Origin of the sequence: Micromonospora sp. NPDC005237, assembly GCF_040607775.1 — a bacterium.
GTDB lineage: Bacteria > Actinomycetota > Actinomycetes > Mycobacteriales > Micromonosporaceae > Micromonospora.
Map to the genome: position 1 here is coordinate 366,813 of NZ_JBEXHJ010000008.1, position 15,982 is coordinate 382,794.

11 protein-coding genes are annotated in these 15,982 nt (G+C 74.4%); 4 read left to right on the forward strand and 7 right to left on the reverse strand.

Translation table 11 applies throughout. The features are described 5' to 3' along the window. Nucleotides 1-51: 51 nt before the first annotated feature. A complete protein-coding gene (locus ABZT87_RS23655; protein WP_355138119.1) occupies nucleotides 52-1,395 on the reverse strand; it encodes a pitrilysin family protein in 1,344 nt (447 codons plus the stop codon). Beyond that, on the reverse strand, nucleotides 1,392-2,702 hold the full coding sequence (locus tag ABZT87_RS23660; protein ID WP_354861529.1) for a pitrilysin family protein: 1,311 nt from the start codon (nucleotides 2,700-2,702) through the stop codon (nucleotides 1,392-1,394). The genes ABZT87_RS23655 and ABZT87_RS23660 overlap by 4 nt, the downstream gene beginning before the upstream one ends. 308 nt (nucleotides 2,703-3,010) lie before the next feature. Here ABZT87_RS23660 and ABZT87_RS23665 point away from each other — a divergent pair, with 308 nt between their 5' ends. From ABZT87_RS23665 to ABZT87_RS23680, 4 genes are read left to right on the forward strand one after another with little or no spacing between them, the layout of a single operon-like run. Next, nucleotides 3,011-4,075, forward strand: a complete 1,065-nt coding sequence (locus tag ABZT87_RS23665; protein WP_354861527.1) for an ABC transporter substrate-binding protein — start codon at nucleotides 3,011-3,013, stop codon at nucleotides 4,073-4,075. Further along, complete coding sequence (locus ABZT87_RS23670; protein ID WP_355138122.1) at nucleotides 4,072-4,851, forward strand: ABC transporter ATP-binding protein; 780 nt, start codon at nucleotides 4,072-4,074, stop codon at nucleotides 4,849-4,851. The genes ABZT87_RS23665 and ABZT87_RS23670 overlap by 4 nt, the downstream gene beginning before the upstream one ends. Further along, the gene (locus ABZT87_RS23675) at nucleotides 4,841-5,725 is read left to right on the forward strand and encodes an ABC transporter permease (protein ID WP_355138124.1); all 885 of its coding nucleotides are present in this window, start codon (nucleotides 4,841-4,843) and stop codon (nucleotides 5,723-5,725) included. The genes ABZT87_RS23670 and ABZT87_RS23675 overlap by 11 nt, the downstream gene beginning before the upstream one ends. A 1-nt stretch (nucleotide 5,726) precedes the next feature. Next, the gene (locus ABZT87_RS23680) at nucleotides 5,727-6,215 is read left to right on the forward strand and encodes an Rrf2 family transcriptional regulator (protein ID WP_355138126.1); all 489 of its coding nucleotides are present in this window, start codon (nucleotides 5,727-5,729) and stop codon (nucleotides 6,213-6,215) included. Between the two features lie 106 nt (nucleotides 6,216-6,321). On the opposite strand, the gene ABZT87_RS23685 is transcribed toward ABZT87_RS23680, so the two are convergent. The 5 genes from ABZT87_RS23685 to ABZT87_RS23705 all read right to left on the reverse strand — a co-directional run bounded on the left by ABZT87_RS23685 (nucleotide 6,322) and on the right by ABZT87_RS23705 (nucleotide 15,952). Beyond that, nucleotides 6,322-6,522: a hypothetical protein gene (locus ABZT87_RS23685; RefSeq protein WP_354861521.1), complete on the reverse strand. Its 201-nt coding sequence runs from the start codon at nucleotides 6,520-6,522 to the stop codon at nucleotides 6,322-6,324. Nucleotides 6,523-6,774: 252 nt separating this feature from the next. Then, nucleotides 6,775-8,088 carry a DEAD/DEAH box helicase gene (locus ABZT87_RS23690; RefSeq protein WP_355138128.1) on the reverse strand — a complete coding sequence of 438 codons (1,314 nt, stop codon included), beginning with the start codon at nucleotides 8,086-8,088 and terminating at the stop codon, nucleotides 6,775-6,777. Between the two features lie 222 nt (nucleotides 8,089-8,310). Continuing rightward, nucleotides 8,311-8,514 (reverse strand): cold-shock protein, encoded by a 204-nt coding sequence (locus ABZT87_RS23695; RefSeq protein WP_101369720.1) that lies wholly within the window; start codon nucleotides 8,512-8,514, stop codon nucleotides 8,311-8,313. Between the two features lie 227 nt (nucleotides 8,515-8,741). Beyond that, on the reverse strand, nucleotides 8,742-12,257 hold the full coding sequence (locus ABZT87_RS23700) for a UvrD-helicase domain-containing protein (protein ID WP_355138130.1): 3,516 nt from the start codon (nucleotides 12,255-12,257) through the stop codon (nucleotides 8,742-8,744). Beyond that, nucleotides 12,254-15,952 carry an ATP-dependent DNA helicase gene (locus ABZT87_RS23705; RefSeq protein ID WP_355138132.1) on the reverse strand — a complete coding sequence of 1,233 codons (3,699 nt, stop codon included), beginning with the start codon at nucleotides 15,950-15,952 and terminating at the stop codon, nucleotides 12,254-12,256. Before ABZT87_RS23705 ends, ABZT87_RS23700 begins: the two co-directional genes overlap by 4 nt. Between the last annotated feature and the right edge of the window lie 30 nt (nucleotides 15,953-15,982).

Genomic DNA, 15,982 nt, shown 5'->3' on the forward strand with positions numbered 1-15,982 from the left:
TCAGCGCTCCGCCGCTGGCGGACACCCGGACCGACGGGCCGTGGCGGTGCCTCACGGCTGCACCGGCTCGGTGCGGACCGGCGTCAGCGCGGCCAGGCCGGGGGTGATCCGCTCGGCGTCGCCGAGCACGACCACCGCCGCCCGGGCGGGCGCGAGGTAGTGGGCGGCAGCCCGCGCCACGTCGTCGACGGTCGCCTGCGCCAGGCGGGCCGCGTACTCCGCGAGGAACTCCAGCCGCAGCCCGTTCCCGGCGTACGCGCTGGTCAGCGCGGCCAGACCGGCCTGGGTGGACATGCCGAGCTGGAGGGTGCCCAGGGCGTACTGGCGGGCCTGCTCCAGCTCCTCCGGCTTCGGCGGCAGCGACGCCAGCCGGCCCAGCTCGTACGTGGTCTCCAGCAGCGCCGGGCCGGTGACCTCGGTGGCCACCTCGGCGCCGGCGACCAGAACCGACCCGGCCACCGAGTGCTCGATCACCGAGTGCGGGCCGTACGTGTAGCCCTTGTCCTCGCGGATGTTCTCCACCCAGCGGGACGAGAAGTAGCCCCCGAAGATCAGGTTGGCCAGTTGCAGCGGCGCGTGGTCGGGGTCGGTGCGCGGCACGGCGGGCAGCGCGACCCGCAGCGAGGATTGCACCGAGCCGGGTCGGTCGACAAGCAGCAGCGGCCCCGGCTCCAGCGGCGGGGTGGCCGGCAGGGTGGCCGTACGCCCGGCGCCGGCCCACCCACCGAGCGCCCGCTCGGCCGCGTCCAGGGCCTTCTCCGGCTGCACGTCGCCGACCACCACCAGCTGCGCCCCGGCAGGGTGCACCCGCTCGGCGTGCAGGCTGCGCAGGGCCGCCGGTCGGACGGCACGGATCTGGCCCGGCTCCGGGGTCTGCGTGGCGTACGGGTGTCGCCCGTAGATCCGCTTCAGCAGCGCCTCCCGGGCCAGGTGCGCCGGCTGGCTCTGGGCAACCTGGATCCGGTCGATCAGCCGGTCCCGCTCGGCGGCCACCTCGTCGCTGGGGTAGCTGGCGCCGGTCAGCACCTCGGCCAGCAGCTCCAGCATCCGGTCCAGGCCGTTGACCAGGCCGGCGCCGGAGAGCATCAGCCGGTCCGGGTCGACGCCCGCGGACAGCCCGCCGCCCACCTTCTGCAGCTCGGCGGCCAACTGCACGCTGGTCATCGACTCGGTGCCGGAGAGCATGGTCTGCGAGAGCATCGCGCCGCGCGCGAGGTGGGCGCGGCCGAACGGTACCCAGAGCCGCAGCTCGACCAGGGGCACCGCCGGCCGGCGTACGGCGATCACGGTGAGCCCGTTGCGCAGCGTGCGCTCGGCCTGCTTGGGCACCTTGAGCTTGCGGGTGGGGCCGAGCGGGGGCAGCGTACGCGGCCCGGCGGTGGCGGTGGTGGTCATCGGGCACCTCCGGGGATGACCTCGACCGCGGCGCGGCGCTCCGGGCGCAGGGTGGCCGCGGCGGCCCGGACCTGCTCCTCGGTGACGTCGCCGACCAGTCGGGGCAGGTCGTTGAGCAGGCCCGGCTCGCCGCGTTGCTGTTCCAGGACCGCCATCCGCAGCGCCCGGCCGAGCACCGCGTCGGTGTCGCGCAGCAGGTGGGTGGCCATCCGGGCCTGGGTGCGGGCCAGCTCACCGTCGGTCAGCCCGTCGGTGGCCAGCCGGTCCAGTTCCTCGTCGACGGTGCGCAGCACCTTGTCCACGTCGCCGCCCGGTGGCAGGTGCGCCTGGAGCAGCAGCGCGGTGGGGTCGCGGACGTCGAACGGGTCGCCCATGAAGCCGAGGTAGCCGCCGAGGCTGGTCACCGTGCGGTCACGCTGGACCAGTCGTTCGACCAGCCGGGACGCGTCGCCGTCGGTGAGCACCTCGGCCAGCACCACGTACGGCAGGTAGTTGGCGAAGTCGCCGACCGGGTCGGGCACCCGCCACGCGCCGGCCACCGCCGGCAACGGCGCCAGGGCGTCGGTGTACGAGCTGCGCCGCTCGGCGGTCAGGTCGGGCTCGGTGAAGTCGGGCCGCCGCGGCGCGGGACGGGCCGGGACGTCGCCGAAGTGCCGGGTGACCAGCTCGGTCGCCTCGGCCACGTCGATGTCGCCGCTGACGGCGAGCACCGCGTTGCCGCTGGCGTAGTAGCGGCGGAAGAAGTCGGCGGCGTCGGCGACGGTGGCCGACTCCAGGTCGTCGAACGAGCCGTAGCCGTCGTGCGCGTTCGGGAACGTGTCGAACATGACCGGGGGCAGGGTCAGCCAGGGAAAGCCGCCGTACGGCCGGCTGAGCACGTTGACCCGGATCTCCTCCTTGACCACGTCGACCTGGTTGCGCAGGTTCTCCTCGGTCAGCCGGGGCCCGCGCATCCGGTCCGCCTCCAGGAACAGCGCGCGCTCCAGCGCGTTGCTCGGCAGCGTCTCGAAGTAGTCGGTGTAGTCCAGGTGGGTGGAGCCGTTGAACGTGCCGCCGGCACCCTGCACGTGCCGGAAGTGGGCCAGTTTCTCCAGGTTCTCCGAGCCCTGGAACATCAGGTGCTCGAAGAGGTGGGCGAAGCCCGTACGCCCCTCCGGCTCGGAGCGGATGCCGACGTCGTAGACGACCGCCACCCCGATCACCGGGGCACTGCGATCGGGGGTCAGGACCACCCGCAGGCCGTTGTCGAGGGTGAACCGCTCGACCGGATACTTCGTCGCTGGAATTCTGGATCTCCGCGCCGCCACGGGATCGACCCTAGCGCGTCGGCATCCCCGCCACCGGCGACCTCCACGGAGCCACCGCCACCGGGTTGGCCAGCCGGGGCGGGACCTCGGCGCCGACCCGCTCGGCCTCCCCGCGGCGCGACCAGCCGGAGCGGACGAACTCGTCGACGTACGACAATCCGTGTCGCGCGATTGGCCTAGCAAGACGGTAGGAAATGCCGACATAACTGAGACGCCCCTTCCCGGCATGTGGATGGGTCTTGACGCTGACCCCGGCCTGACCCACTCTTCCTACCAACTAAGTAGGAATACTGCGGATTGGATGGACGATGAGACGGCTCCCCCTGCGCCGGTTGGTCACCCTGACCACCCTCGCCGCCCTCGGCGCGGCGACCCTGGGCAGCACCGCCGCGTGCGGCGACGACAGCGAGGGCACGGGAGACAGTTCCGGCCCGGTGACCCTGCGGCTCGGCTACTTCCCCAACATCACCCACGCGCCGGCCGTCGTCGGCGTGGAGAAGGGCATCTTCGCCGAGAAGCTCGGTGCCGACGTCAAGCTCGAACCGAAGACCTTCAACGCCGGCCCGGCCGCCATCGAGGCCGTCTTCTCCGGCGCGCTGGACGCGACCTACATCGGCCCGAACCCCACCGTGAACGCGTTCTCCAAGTCCAAGGGCGAGGCCGTCCGGGTCGTCTCCGGCGCCGCCTCCGGAGGCGTGGCGCTGGTGGTCAAGCCGGGCATCAACGGCCCGCAGGACCTCAAGGGCAAGAAGGTCGCCACCCCGCAGCTCGGCAACACCCAGGACGTCGCGGTCCGCTACTGGCTCAAGCAGCAGGGGCTGACCACCACCAAGGAGGGTGGCGGCGACGTCAAGATCGTGCCGCAGGAGAACGCCCAGACGGTGGAGACCTTCAACAGCGGCGCGATCGACGCCGCCTGGGTGCCCGAGCCGTTCGTCTCCCGGCTGGTCAACGCTGGCGGCAAGGTGCTCGTCGACGAGCGCGACCTGTGGCCGGACAAGAAGTTCGTCATCACCAACCTGCTGGTCAGCACGAAGTTCCTCAAGGCACACCCGGACGTGGTGCAGAAGCTGGTCGACGGCCAGGTGGCCGCGAACGAGTTCGTCAACACCAAGCCGGACGAGGCCCAGCAGGCCATCTCCGACGCCATCGGCAAGATCACCGGCAAGCCGCTGGACCTCAAGCTGATCAAGCAGGCGTGGCCGACGTTGGAGTTCACCAACGACCCGATCCCCACCTCGCTCAAGGCCGGGCTCGACCACGCCGTCGAGGTCAAGCTGACCGAGCCGGTGGACCTCAAGGGCCTGTACGACCTCACGTACCTCAACAAGGCGCTCAAGGCGCAGGGCAAGCCCGAGGTCGTCCAGCCATGACGTCGACCACGACGACGCCGCAGAGCGCGACCACCGCGGTCGCGCTCTCCGGCGTGACCAAGGTGTACGGACGCGGGCCGAGCGCCGTACTGGCCCTGGACGGGGTCTCCCTGGACGTGGCGCCGGGCGAGTTCGTCTGCCTCGTCGGCGCGTCCGGCTGCGGCAAGAGCACCCTGCTCAACCTGGTCGCCGGCCTGGACCGGCCCAGCGGCGGGCAGATCGGCATCGCCGGCGGCGCCAATCCGGGGCTGATGTTCCAGGAGCCGGCGCTCTTCCCCTGGCTGACGGTCGACGCGAACGTCGAGGTGCCGCTGAAGCTGCGCGGGCTGCCCCGCGCCGAGCGCCGCGAACGGGTGGCCGACCTGCTGCGCACGGTGCACCTGGCCGAGTTCGGTCGCAAGCGGCCACACGAACTGTCCGGCGGCATGCGTCAGCGGGTCGCGCTGGCCCGCACGCTGGCCCTGGACACGCCGGTGCTGCTGATGGACGAGCCGTTCGGCGCGCTGGACGCCATGACCCGCGACATCCTGCACGACGAGCTGGAACGGATCTGGTCCGAGCGCCGGCTCTCGGTGCTCTTCGTCACGCACAACGTCCGCGAGGCCGCCCGGCTGGCCGACCGGATCATCCTGCTCTCCAGCCGCCCCGGCCGGATCATCTACTCCACCGAGGTGGACGTCCCACGGCCACGGCGGATCGACTCGCCCGAGGTCGCCGCGATCGCCGCCGAGGTCACCGAACGGCTCCGTACGGAGGTGGGCCGCCATGGCCAGTGACACCCTCACCAGCACGGCGCGCAGCGACGCGGAGATCTCCGGCCTGGACGCACTGGAGATCGCCGGTCGGGATAAGGAGGTGTCCCGGGGCACCCGGCTCTGGGCGGCCACCTGGCCCAAGCTGGCCGCGCTGGCCATCGTCATCGTGGCCTGGCAGGTGGTGGTCTGGTCGGGCTGGAAGCCGCCGTACTCCCTGCCCGGCCCGCTGGTCGTCGGTCGCGAGCTGGTGACCCAGGCCCAGGGTCCGCAGCTCTGGGAGGGCCTGGCCACCACGCTGCGGCGGGCCGCCGTCGGCTATGTCTTCTCGGTCGCGGTCGGCCTGCTGCTGGGCCTGGCGGTGGCCCGCTCCACGGTGCTGCGGGCCGCCATCGGCTCGATGATCACCGCGTTGCAGACCATGCCGTCGATCGCCTGGTTCCCGCTGGCCATCCTGCTGTTCGAGCTGAGCGAGAAGGCGATCTTCTTCGTGGTGGTGCTCGGCGCCGCGCCGTCCATCGCCAACGGGGTGATCTCCGGTGTGGACTACGTGCCACCGCTGCTGCTGCGCGCCGGTCGCAACCTGGGCGCGCGGGGGCTCAACCTCTACCGGTACGTGATCGCGCCGGCCGCCCTGCCGGCGATCGTCGCGGGCCTCAAGCAGGGTTGGGCGTTCTCCTGGCGGAGTCTGATGGCCGGCGAGCTGATCGTCGTCGGCATCTCGCAGACCTCGCTGGGCGCCCAGCTCACCTACTCGCGGGAGCTGTCCGACGCGCCGTGGCTGCTCTCCACAATGATCGTCATCCTGGTGCTGGGCCTGGTCGTGGACGCGGCGTTCGGCGCGGCCGACAAGGCGATCCGCCGTCGCTGGGGCGTACTGGACCAGGCTGGTCAGTGACGTGTACGTCTCCGCGCGCAGCGACTACGCGCTCCGGGCGATGCTCGCCGTCGCCGCCGCCGTACGCGGCGGCGACGCGGGCGGTGGTGGCGCGGGCGGTGGTGGCGCGGGCGGTGGTGGCGCGGGCGAGCTGGTGAAGGCCGGCAGCCTGGCCGAGGTGCAGGAGATCCCGCTCAGCTTCCTGCAGGGCATCCTGCTCGACCTGCGCCGGGCCGGTCTGCTGCACAGCCATCGGGGCGCCGAGGGCGGATACGCGCTGACCCGGCCACCTGAGGAGATCACCGTCGGGGATGTGCTGCGCGCGGTCGGCGGCTCGCTGACCACCGTACGCGGACTGCCGGCCGAACGCGCCGGCTACCACGGGGTGGCTGCCGGGCTCAGCGACGTCTGGCTGGCGGTGCACGGGGCGATCGCCACCGTCGTCGACAGCACCAGCCTCGCCGACCTGCTGAGCCGCACCCCGACCGACCGGGCGTCCACGACGTCCTGACCACCGGGGCGGCGTGGTCGGGTCGGTGCCCCGCCGACCCGACCACACCTCGTACCGATCCTGACCGGGCCTGCCCCTCCGCCGGCACCGGTCGGCCGGTCGCTGCTCAACCCCGGTGCTCGACCGTCGGGCCGGGGCCCGGATCGCCGGGACTGCGCAGCTCCACCAGACCGGCGGGAGCATTGTCCGCCGGGGTGGCATGCCAGGGCGCGAAGGCCGCGACCATAGCGAGCAGCAACCCGGCGAGCCCGACCGCGGCCACCAGGATCAGTTCGCGCAGCGCCCCCGAGCCGGCTTCGCCCGCCATGGTCACCCCTCCCGCGCCGGGCCCCCCGCCCGGCTCCCCCCGATGGCCAGCTTCGACCACACCGGGCCGGGACACAGTCGGCCAGCCGACCAAGCCGCGGCTGATATTCGACTCGGGCCAGCGGCCGGGCGGTGCGGGTCATCGACCGCCACGACGGTCGAGGAGGCCGATCCGGGGCGCGACCCGGACCACCCCGCACACAAACCGACCCGCCCAGCCGAAGCGGGACGGGTCGGTGACGTGCGTGGAGGATCAGACGGTACGCGGGCGGCGCGGACGACGGGACCGGCCCGACGCGCGGTGCGCCGGGCGGGCGCCGCCGTCCGTGGCCGAGCCACCGGCTACGCGTCCCCGGCTGACCGCCACCGGCGGCGCGACGATGGTCACCGGCACACCGGACGGCTCACGGGCACCGGTCACCCGGGCCAACGAACCGTCGCCCGGGCGCACCTGGACCGACTCCGGCCGGATGCCGGCGGTGGCCATCAGCCGGGACACGTCCCGGCGCTGCTCGGGCAGGACCAGGGTGACCACGCTGCCGGACTCGCCGGCGCGGGCCGTCCGACCACCGCGGTGCAGGTAGTCCTTCGCCTCGGCCGGCGGGTCCACGTTGACGACCATGTCGAGGCCGTCGACGTGGATGCCCCGGGCCGCCACGTCCGTGGCGACCAGGGCGGTCACCTGGCCGTTGCGGAACTGCTCCAGGATGCGGGTGCGCTGCGGCTGGGACTTGCCACCGTGCAGCGCGGCGGCGCGTACACCCTTGGAGAGCAACTGGCGCGCGAGCCGGTCGGCGCGGTGCTTGGTGCCCATGAAGAGGATGGTGCGACCGTCACGGGCGGCGATCCGGGTCAACGCGTCGGGCTTGTCGACCGCGTCGACGTGCAGCAAGTGGTGGGTCATCGCGGTGACCGTGGCAGTGCCCGGGTCGACCGAGTGGGTCACCGGGCTGCTGAGGAAGCGGCGGACCAGCCGGTCCACGCCGCCGTCCAGGGTGGCGGAGAAGAGCATCCGCTGACCCTGCGGGGCGACCTGCTCCAGGAGCTTGGTCACCTGCGGCAGGAAGCCCATGTCGGCCATCTGGTCGGCCTCGTCCAGCACGGTGATCTCGACCTGGTCGAGCCGGGCGTCGCCGCGGTTGATCAGGTCGTGCAGCCGGCCGGGGGTCGCCACGACCACCTCGGCGCCGGCACGCAGCGCGTCCGCCTGCCGCTGCAACGACAACCCGCCGACGACTGTGGCGCAGCGCAGGCCGACGGCCCGGGCGTACGGCGCCAGCGCGGTGGTCACCTGCTGCGCCAACTCCCGGGTCGGCACCAGCACCAGGGCCAGCGGGCGACCCGGCCGGGCCTTGCGGCCGGCGGTGCGAGACAGCAGGGGAAGCCCGAAGGCGAGCGTCTTACCCGAGCCGGTACGACCCCGGCCGAGCACGTCCCGACCTGCGAGCGAGTCCGGAAGCGTCGCCGTCTGGATCGGGAACGGCTCGGTGATGCCCTGCGCGGTCAGCGCGGTGAGCAGCGCCGGCGCCAAGCCGGTAAGAGCGAAAGACGGAATAACAGTGGTCACGCAGGAGCCTTCCTCGACGCGGAACGTGTCGAGGGAGGGCGCCGAAGTCGGCGCTGTCAACCGGCGGCGCAAGGCAGCCAGGACTCACAAGCACGAACCGATTGGAGTACGGGCCGGCCCGCCGCCGGGCCGCCGCCTGCGGACGCAGGCGGGGCGGGGCGGGCCGGTCCCGTCACCGTCACACCCGGAGGGCGCGACAGGTAATGCTGACCGATCCGAAGATCAGATCGGGCGGATGTTCTCCGCCTGCGGGCCCTTCTGGCCCTGGGTCACCTCGAACTCGACCCGCTGGTTCTCGTCCAGGCTCCGGTAGCCGGAGGACTGGATCGCCGAGAAGTGGGCGAAGACGTCAGCGCCGCCGCCGTCCGGGGTGATGAAGCCGAAGCCCTTGTCAGCGTTGAACCACTTCACGGTGCCAATAGCCATGTGTTTCGTCTCCTTGACGGAACGTCGGACACACACTTGTTGTGTGCCCGAAGAGGAGCGCTCCGCGCGGGGATGCGCGAATCGCCTGTCGCTTCTGGTCGCCCCGCCCGGAGAACTCCGGACACAACAAAGAGCGCCTGGGGCCACAATTCCCGCCAGGCGCACACAGAGTCTCTGGTAACCAAAACTGCAACCCGGATAAGCTACCACAGCTTCCCCCGTCATGGTCAAGCTTGGGCGGAATCTTCGGGCAACTGGGCGATCAAGGCTGTGAGGCCAGTCACATCGAGCAGGTCGGCGGGCCGGACGGTCACCCCGTGCCGGACGTAGTGGAACGCCGCGCCCACCCGGTCGACCGGCACGCCGGCCAGCTCCGCCCAGGCCAGCCGGTACACGGCCAGCTGCACGGCGGCCACCTCGGCGGCCGGCCCGGTGGGCTGCGCCCCGGTCTTCCAGTCGACCACGTCGAACCGGCCACCCGGCCGGGCGAAGACCGCGTCCATCCGGCCCCGCACCACCACTCCGGCGATCACCGTGGCGAACGGCACCTCCACCTCCACCGGCGACCGGTCGGCCCACTCGCTGGCCAGGAAGCGCTCCTGAAGCTCGACCAGAGCCTCGTCGGGTGCGGCGTCGGCGTCAGCCGCGCCCGGCAGCTCGTCCAGGTCCAGCAGGCGGTCGGCGCCGAAGCGCTGCTCCAACCAGGCGTGGAAGGCGGTACCCCGGCGGGCGTACGGGTTGGGCTCGGTCGGCACCGGGCGACGCAGCGTACGGGCCAGCGCCGCCGGATCGCGCCGCAGCGCGACCAGCTGGGTGACGCTCAGCGCCCCGGGCAGAGCCACCTCGACCGCACCGGAGAGCCGGGTCAGCTCGGCGCGCTCCGCCAACAACAGGTCCGCCTCGCGCTGCCAGCGCGCCACCTCCGGATCCACCTCGGGCTCGACCGGCTCGACCGGCTCGGCTTCGGACCCGATCGGCGTTCCCGACCCGGCGAGCACCGGCCCGGGGAGCACCGGCCCGGGGAGCACCGGCCCGGGGAGCACCGGCCCGGGGAGCACCGGCCCGGGGAGCACCGGCCCGGGGAGCACCGGCCCGGGGAGCGCCGCCGCCGGGCCGTCGGTCATCAGGCGGCGCACCAGCCCGGCCGCCTCGGCCAGCGCGGGTCGGCGGCCACCCAGCGGGTCGGCCGGCCACTCCGCGCGCAGCACCACCTCGGCCGTCGGGTTCGTGGCGTCCGGGGTGGGCTCCGGCGCCCACGCGTCGACCAGGTGCCCCGGGCCGCCGTCCAGGCAGGCGTCGTACACCTCGCGCAGGAAGACCGACGGACCCCGCGGCCGCTTCGTGCCCTCCCCCCACCAGTACCCGGAGCACAGCAGCAGCCGACGCGGGCGAGTGACCGCCACATACGTCAGGCGGCGCTCCTCCCGCTCGTCGTGGGCCCGCCAGGCGTTGGTGAAGTCGGCCACCGCCCGGGCCACCGCCCGCTGGTCGGCCGCCTCGTCGAGCGCCAGCTCGGGCAACCCGTCGGCGTCGCCGCGCAGCGGGAACGGCAGCACACCGAGCCCGCCCAGCCAGTGGTCGGAGTTGCGCACCGGCCCGGGCCACGACCCACGGCACAGCCCGGCCACCGCCACCACGTCCCACTCCAGACCCTTCGCGGCGTGCGCGGTGACCACCTGCACCGCGCCCTCCACGACCTCGACCTCGCCCGGGGCGAGACCGCGCTCCTCGTCCTCGGCGGCGGCCAGGTAGGACAGGAAGCCGGACAGCGTCGCGCCGGGCGTCTCTCCGCTGAAGCGGGCCGCCACGTCACCGAGGGCGTCCAGGTGTCCCCGGGCCAGACCGGCGTCGCCGGCGCCGTCGCGGCCGGCGCGCACCGCGACCTCCACGTCCAGGCCGATGGTCCGCTCGATGTCCGCGATCAGATCCGGCAGGGCCTGGTCCAGGCGGTAGCGCAACAGCGCCAACTCCATGCCGTACGCCCGCAGCCGCGCGAACCCCTCCGCCGAGTACGCCTGCGCCGGGCCGAGGTCGGCCAGCGCCTCCACCAGGGTCGCCTCGTCCAGCAGGTCGGGGGTGATGTCCGAGGTGTCGTCGGCGGCCACCTGGCGTCGGGCGTTGGCGATGGCCCGGGCCCGCCGGTGCAGCGCCACCAGGTCACGCGGCCCGATCCGCCAGCGGGCGCCGGTGAGCAGCCGCAGCAGCGCGGCCCCGTCGGTCGGGTCGGCCAGCACGCGCAGGGTGCACACCACGTCGCGGACCTCGGGAGTGTCCAGCAGACCGCCGAGGCCCACCACCTCCACCGGCAGGCCGCGCTCGCGCAACGCCGACTCGATCGCCGGGATCTGGCTGCGGACCCGGACCAGCACCGCGGTCGTCGGCCGCTGCGCCACCGGGATGTGCTCCGGTGCCGCGCCGGGCATCCGGGCCGCGCCGCGCCAGGCGGCGAGCACACTGTCGGCGATCCACGCCGCCTCGTCGGCGTACGTGGGCAGCAGCGCGCAGTGCACCGTGCCACCGGCCGCCCCGCCGGGGCTGCGGTGCGGAATCGGGTCGCGGACGCTCAACGCGGAGCGCAGCTCCGGCACCCGGGCGCCGGCCGCGCGCAACGGCGTGGACAGGGCGTTCGCCACCCGGAGGATCTCCGGGCGGTTACGCCAGCTGGTGGTGAGCCCGAGCGCCGGGGCCGGCTGACCGTCGGCGCGGGCGAACTCAGTGGGGAACCGGTCGAGGGTGCCCGCGCTGGCGCCCCGCCAGCCGTAGATGGACTGGCACGGGTCACCCACCGCCGTCACCGGGTGCCCGCCACCGAACAGCGCGTTGAGCAGCACCACCTGCGCGTGGCTCGTGTCCTGGTACTCGTCGAGCAGCACCACCCGGAAACGGTCCCGCTCGATCTCGCCAACCCCGGGGTGATCCCGGGCCACCCGCGCCGCCCGGGCGAGCTGGTCGGCGAAGTCCATCGCCTCGAAGTCCAGCTTGCGCCGGGCGTACGCCCGCACCAGCGGCAGCAGGCGCAGCCGGGTCTGTTGCAGGGCGAGCGCCTTGCGCACGTCGGCGTACACCCGGCCCGGCCGCGACTGCACCTCGGCGAAGAACCGACCGGTCCAGGCGGCCAGTTGGTCCGGCGCGACCAGGTGCTCGTCCAGCTCACCGGCGAGCGCCAGCACCGCGTCGGTGATGGTGCTCGGCATCCGGTCCACCTCGGACATGTCACCGTCGTAGTTGCGCACCAGCAGGTCGACCAACTGCCAACGGGACGCCTCGGTGAGCAGTCGGGTGGACGGCTCGTAGCCGGCCCGCAGACCGTGCTCGGTGACGATCCGCCCTGCGTACGAGTGGTAGGTGGAGACGGTGGGCTCACCGGCGAGCGGGTCGTCCAGCGGGTCGCGACCCTGCCGGCCGAGGCGGCGGATCAGCTGGTCGAGCCGGGTGCGGACCCGGTGGGCCAGCTCACCGGCCGCCTTACGGGTGAAGGTCAGCCCGAGGATCTGCTCCGGGCGCACGTACGAGTTGGCCACCAGCCAGACCACCCGCGCGGCCATCGTCTCGGTCTTGCCGGACCCGGCCCCCGCCACCACCAGCAGCGGCTCCACCGGAGCGGCGATGATCGCGGCCTGCTCCCGGGTGGGCGCCGGCAGTCGCAGCAGTTTGGCCAGCTCCACCGGGGTGTACCGGGGCCCGGAGTCCGCCAGCCGGGGCGTCGGCGCGGGGCCCGCGCCGAACAGGGTGGGCTGGGTCATGGGTTCTCCGGACGTCGGACGGTCGGCGGCTCGACCACCTGGCGCCCCTGCCCGGAGACCGGGCAGCTGGTGCGCACCGGGCAGACCCGGCACTTCGAGTTGGCCACCGCGGCGAACGTGGCGGCTGCCATCGTATCGGCGGTCCGCCGGACCAGCGCCGTCGCCCAGCCGGCCGCCGGGCCCTCGCCCGCCGCCGGCTGATTCTGCTCCCGGGCATCCTTCGCGGACGTGCCGAGCTGCACCAGCGCCGCGCCGCCGGACTCGTCGCCGAACTCGGCGAACGCGCCCGCCTCCACCGCCGCCTGGTACGCGCCGAGCTGCGGGTGCTCGGCCAGTTCGGAGCCGGTCACCGCGGTCGACTTGCCGGTCTTGAGGTCGATCACCACCAGCCGGCCGGCCTCGTCGACCTCCAGCCGGTCGACCCGCCCGGTCAGGTCGACCGGTCGCTGCGGATCGTCCAGGCGGACCGCGAACTCGTGTTCGATGGCGAGCAGCCGGCGCGGGTTGGTGGCGAGCCAGCGCAGCAGCTTGTCGACCATCGCCTCGGCGCGCTCCCGCTCGGGGCCGGCCATCCATCGGGCGGCCAACTCGATCGCGTCGAACCGGGCGGCCACGTAGTCGAGCAGGGCGCCCCGGTCGGCGCTGGCGTCCTCGGCGAGCATCGCGGCGGCGTGCACCAGATTGCCCACCCCCTGCGCGGTGCTGGTCGGACCGCTGCCGCCGTGCCGTTCCAGGAGCCAGCGCAGGCTGCACCGCAGCGCGCTCTCCATCGCCGACGGGGTGACCCGCACCGGCGCCCCCTCGTCGACCAGCGGCCGGTCGTCGGAGAGCGCCCGCAGCCCCCACCAGTCGTCCGGGTGCGCGCCGGGCACACCCGCGGCGGCGAGCCGCGCCAGCTCGGCCGCCGCGGCGCGCCGCCGGGCCGCCGGTGCGGCCGGGTCGGTGATGGCGGTACGCAGTTCGGCGACCAGCGCCGGCAGGGTGAGCGCCCGGGGCGGCCGGGTGACCGGCAGCGCGCCGGGCTGGTCCGGCTCGTCGTCGTCCGCGCCCTCAGCGCCGTCGTTCCCGGCCGCCGGCGCTGCCACCCGAGCCGGTCCGCCGTTGCCGACCACGCCGCCACCGGTCCCGCCGCCGGTCGCGCCGTCACCGGTCACGCCGCCGGTCGCGCCGTCAGCGGTCACGCCGCCGGTCGCGCCGTCAGCGGTCACGCCGCCGGTCACCCCGCCGGTCGCGGCCTCGGCGGAGGGGGTGTCGTCCGGTGAACCGGCGGCGGGGCCGCCGCTCGGGGGGCCGGTGCGCGGGCCGGGCGTGCTCGGCGGCGCGGGCGGCGGGCCGGGCGTGCTCGGCGGCGTGCTCGGGCCCAGTTCGTGCAGGAAGCGGCTGGGCTGCTCCTCGTGGTCGTCGCCGCCGACCGCCGCCGACGCCACGGCGCTGACCAGCAGACGGTGGCGGGCACGGCTGATGGCGACGTGGAAGAGCCGGCGCTCCTCGTCCAGCAGCGCCGAGGTCTGGCCCACCACGGTCGCCGCCCGGGCGCCGCCAACGGACCGGCCGGCCAGCACGTCGACCAGCCGTTCGGAGCCGAGCAGGCTGCCGCGCAGGCGCAGGTCCGGCCAGATGCCCTCCTGCACGCCGGCGATAGCGACCAGGTCCCACTCCAGGCCCTTGGCGGCGTGCGCGGTGAGCAGTCGTACCGCCGCGCCCCGGTCGGCGGTCGGCGCGATGGTGTCCGCCGGCAGGTCCTGGGCGAGCACGTGGTCGAGGAAGACCTCGGTGCGGGCGCCGGGCAGCCGGTCGGTGAAGCGGGCCGCCGCGTCGAAGAGCACCAGCACGGCGTCGAGGTCCCGGTCGGCAGCTTCGGCTCGCCGGCGTCGGGCCAGGTCGCCCTCGCCGGCCGCCGGCCGCCCCTGGGCGATCGCGCCGGCCCAGCGCTCGGCCAGCCCGCTGGCGTCCCAGACCTCCCAGAGCACGGTCTCGGCGGTCGCGCCGGGTTGGGCCGCGGCGTCCCGGGCGGTGGCGAGCAGCCCGGCCACCGCCTGCGCCGGTTCCGCCCACCGTCGGTCGATGCCGGCCAGGTCCGTCGGATCGCGCAGCGCCTCGACGATCAGCTCCCCGGACGGACGGCGGTCGCCCCCGGCCAGCGCCAGGGCGCGCAGGCCCTGACGCAGCCGTCGTTCGGCCAGCGGGTCCGCCCCGCCCAGCGGCGAGTGCAGCAGCGCGACGGCCGCCTCCTCGTCCAGCCGGTCCGGTTCCAGTGCGCAGCGCAGCAGGAGCAGCAGCGGCGCCACCGCGGGTTGCAGGTGCAGGGGCAGGTCCTCGCCGTGCACCACGGTCGGGACGCCGGCGGCGTGCAGAGCGCGTTGCAGGGTGGGCAACTGCAACGCGGTGGATCGCACCAGCACCGCCATCCGCGACCACGGGACGCCGTCGAGCAGGTGCGCGGCGCGCAGCGCGTGGGCCAGCCAGGCGGCCTCGCTGGTCGCCGACCGGAACGTGTGCACCTCGACCACACCGGCCGGGGCGTCCGGCAGTGGGCTCAGCCGGCGGTGCGCCATCGGACCGCGCAGCCGGCGGCCCAGCCGGGCCATCGCGGCGAGCAGGACCGGGCCGGCCCGGTACGACGTGCTCAGCAGCACCTGCGCGGCCGGTGCGCCGGAGGCCGTCCGGAAACGGTGCCCGAACGTGGTCACGCCGGCCGGGTCCGCACCACGGAAGGCGTACGTGGAGGAGTCGGGGTCGGCGAACGCGACGAGCGACTTGCCCCCTCCGGCGATGACCGAGAGCAGTTCGTGCTGGGCGGGGTCGGTGTCGGCCAGTTCGTCGACGTACACGTGGGCGAGGCGGCGGCGCTCGGCGGCCAGCAGCTCCTCGTCGTCGCGCAGCAGACCGGTGGCGGCCCGGACCAGCTCGGCCGGGTCGTACGCGATCGAGCCCCGGTTGCTGACGTCGCGCAGCGCGAGCACCGCGACGTACTCCCGCAGGAAGCGGGCGGCGGCCGGCCAGTCGGCGCGGCCGAGCTTCTCGCCCAGCCGGGCCAGGTCGGCCGGCCCCACCCCGCGCTCGGCGGCGCGCATGAGCAGGTCGCGCAACTGACCGGCGAAGGCCCGGGTCCGCAGTGCCGGGCGCAGGTCGGTGGGCCAGCCGACCGGGTCGTCCTCGGGCTCCTCGCCCACCACGTCCAGCAGCTCGCGGATGATCAGATCCTGCTCGGGGCCGGTGAGCAGCCGGGGCGACGGCTCGCCACGTTCGGCGGCGGCCCGGCGCAGCAGCCCGAAGGCGTACGCCGGGAAGGTGCGCACCAGCGGCTCGCGCAGCACGCGGTAGCCGTCCTGTGCGACCCGGGCCTCGATGCGCTGGCGCAGCGTGGTGGCGCCGCGGCGACCGAAGGTCAGCACCAGGATCCGCTCGGGATCGACCCCCTCGGCGACCCGGGCGGCGACCGCCTCGACGAGGGTGCTGGTCTTGCCGGTGCCGGGACCGCCGAGCACCAGCATCGGCCCGTCGGTGTGCGCGACGACCTCCTGCTGGACGGGATCGACACGCCAGCGGAGGCTCGCCGGCCCGGGTGTGCCGGCGGCCTCGACCTCACCAGCGACCGCACCGTCGCCACTCGGCACGGCGACGCCGCCGTCCGACGCGTCCCCGTCCCCCCGCGCCGGCCCCCCGGGCCGCCGCACCAACCGGTACGCCTGCATCCCCAAATCCCATCACCCCCCTACGACACC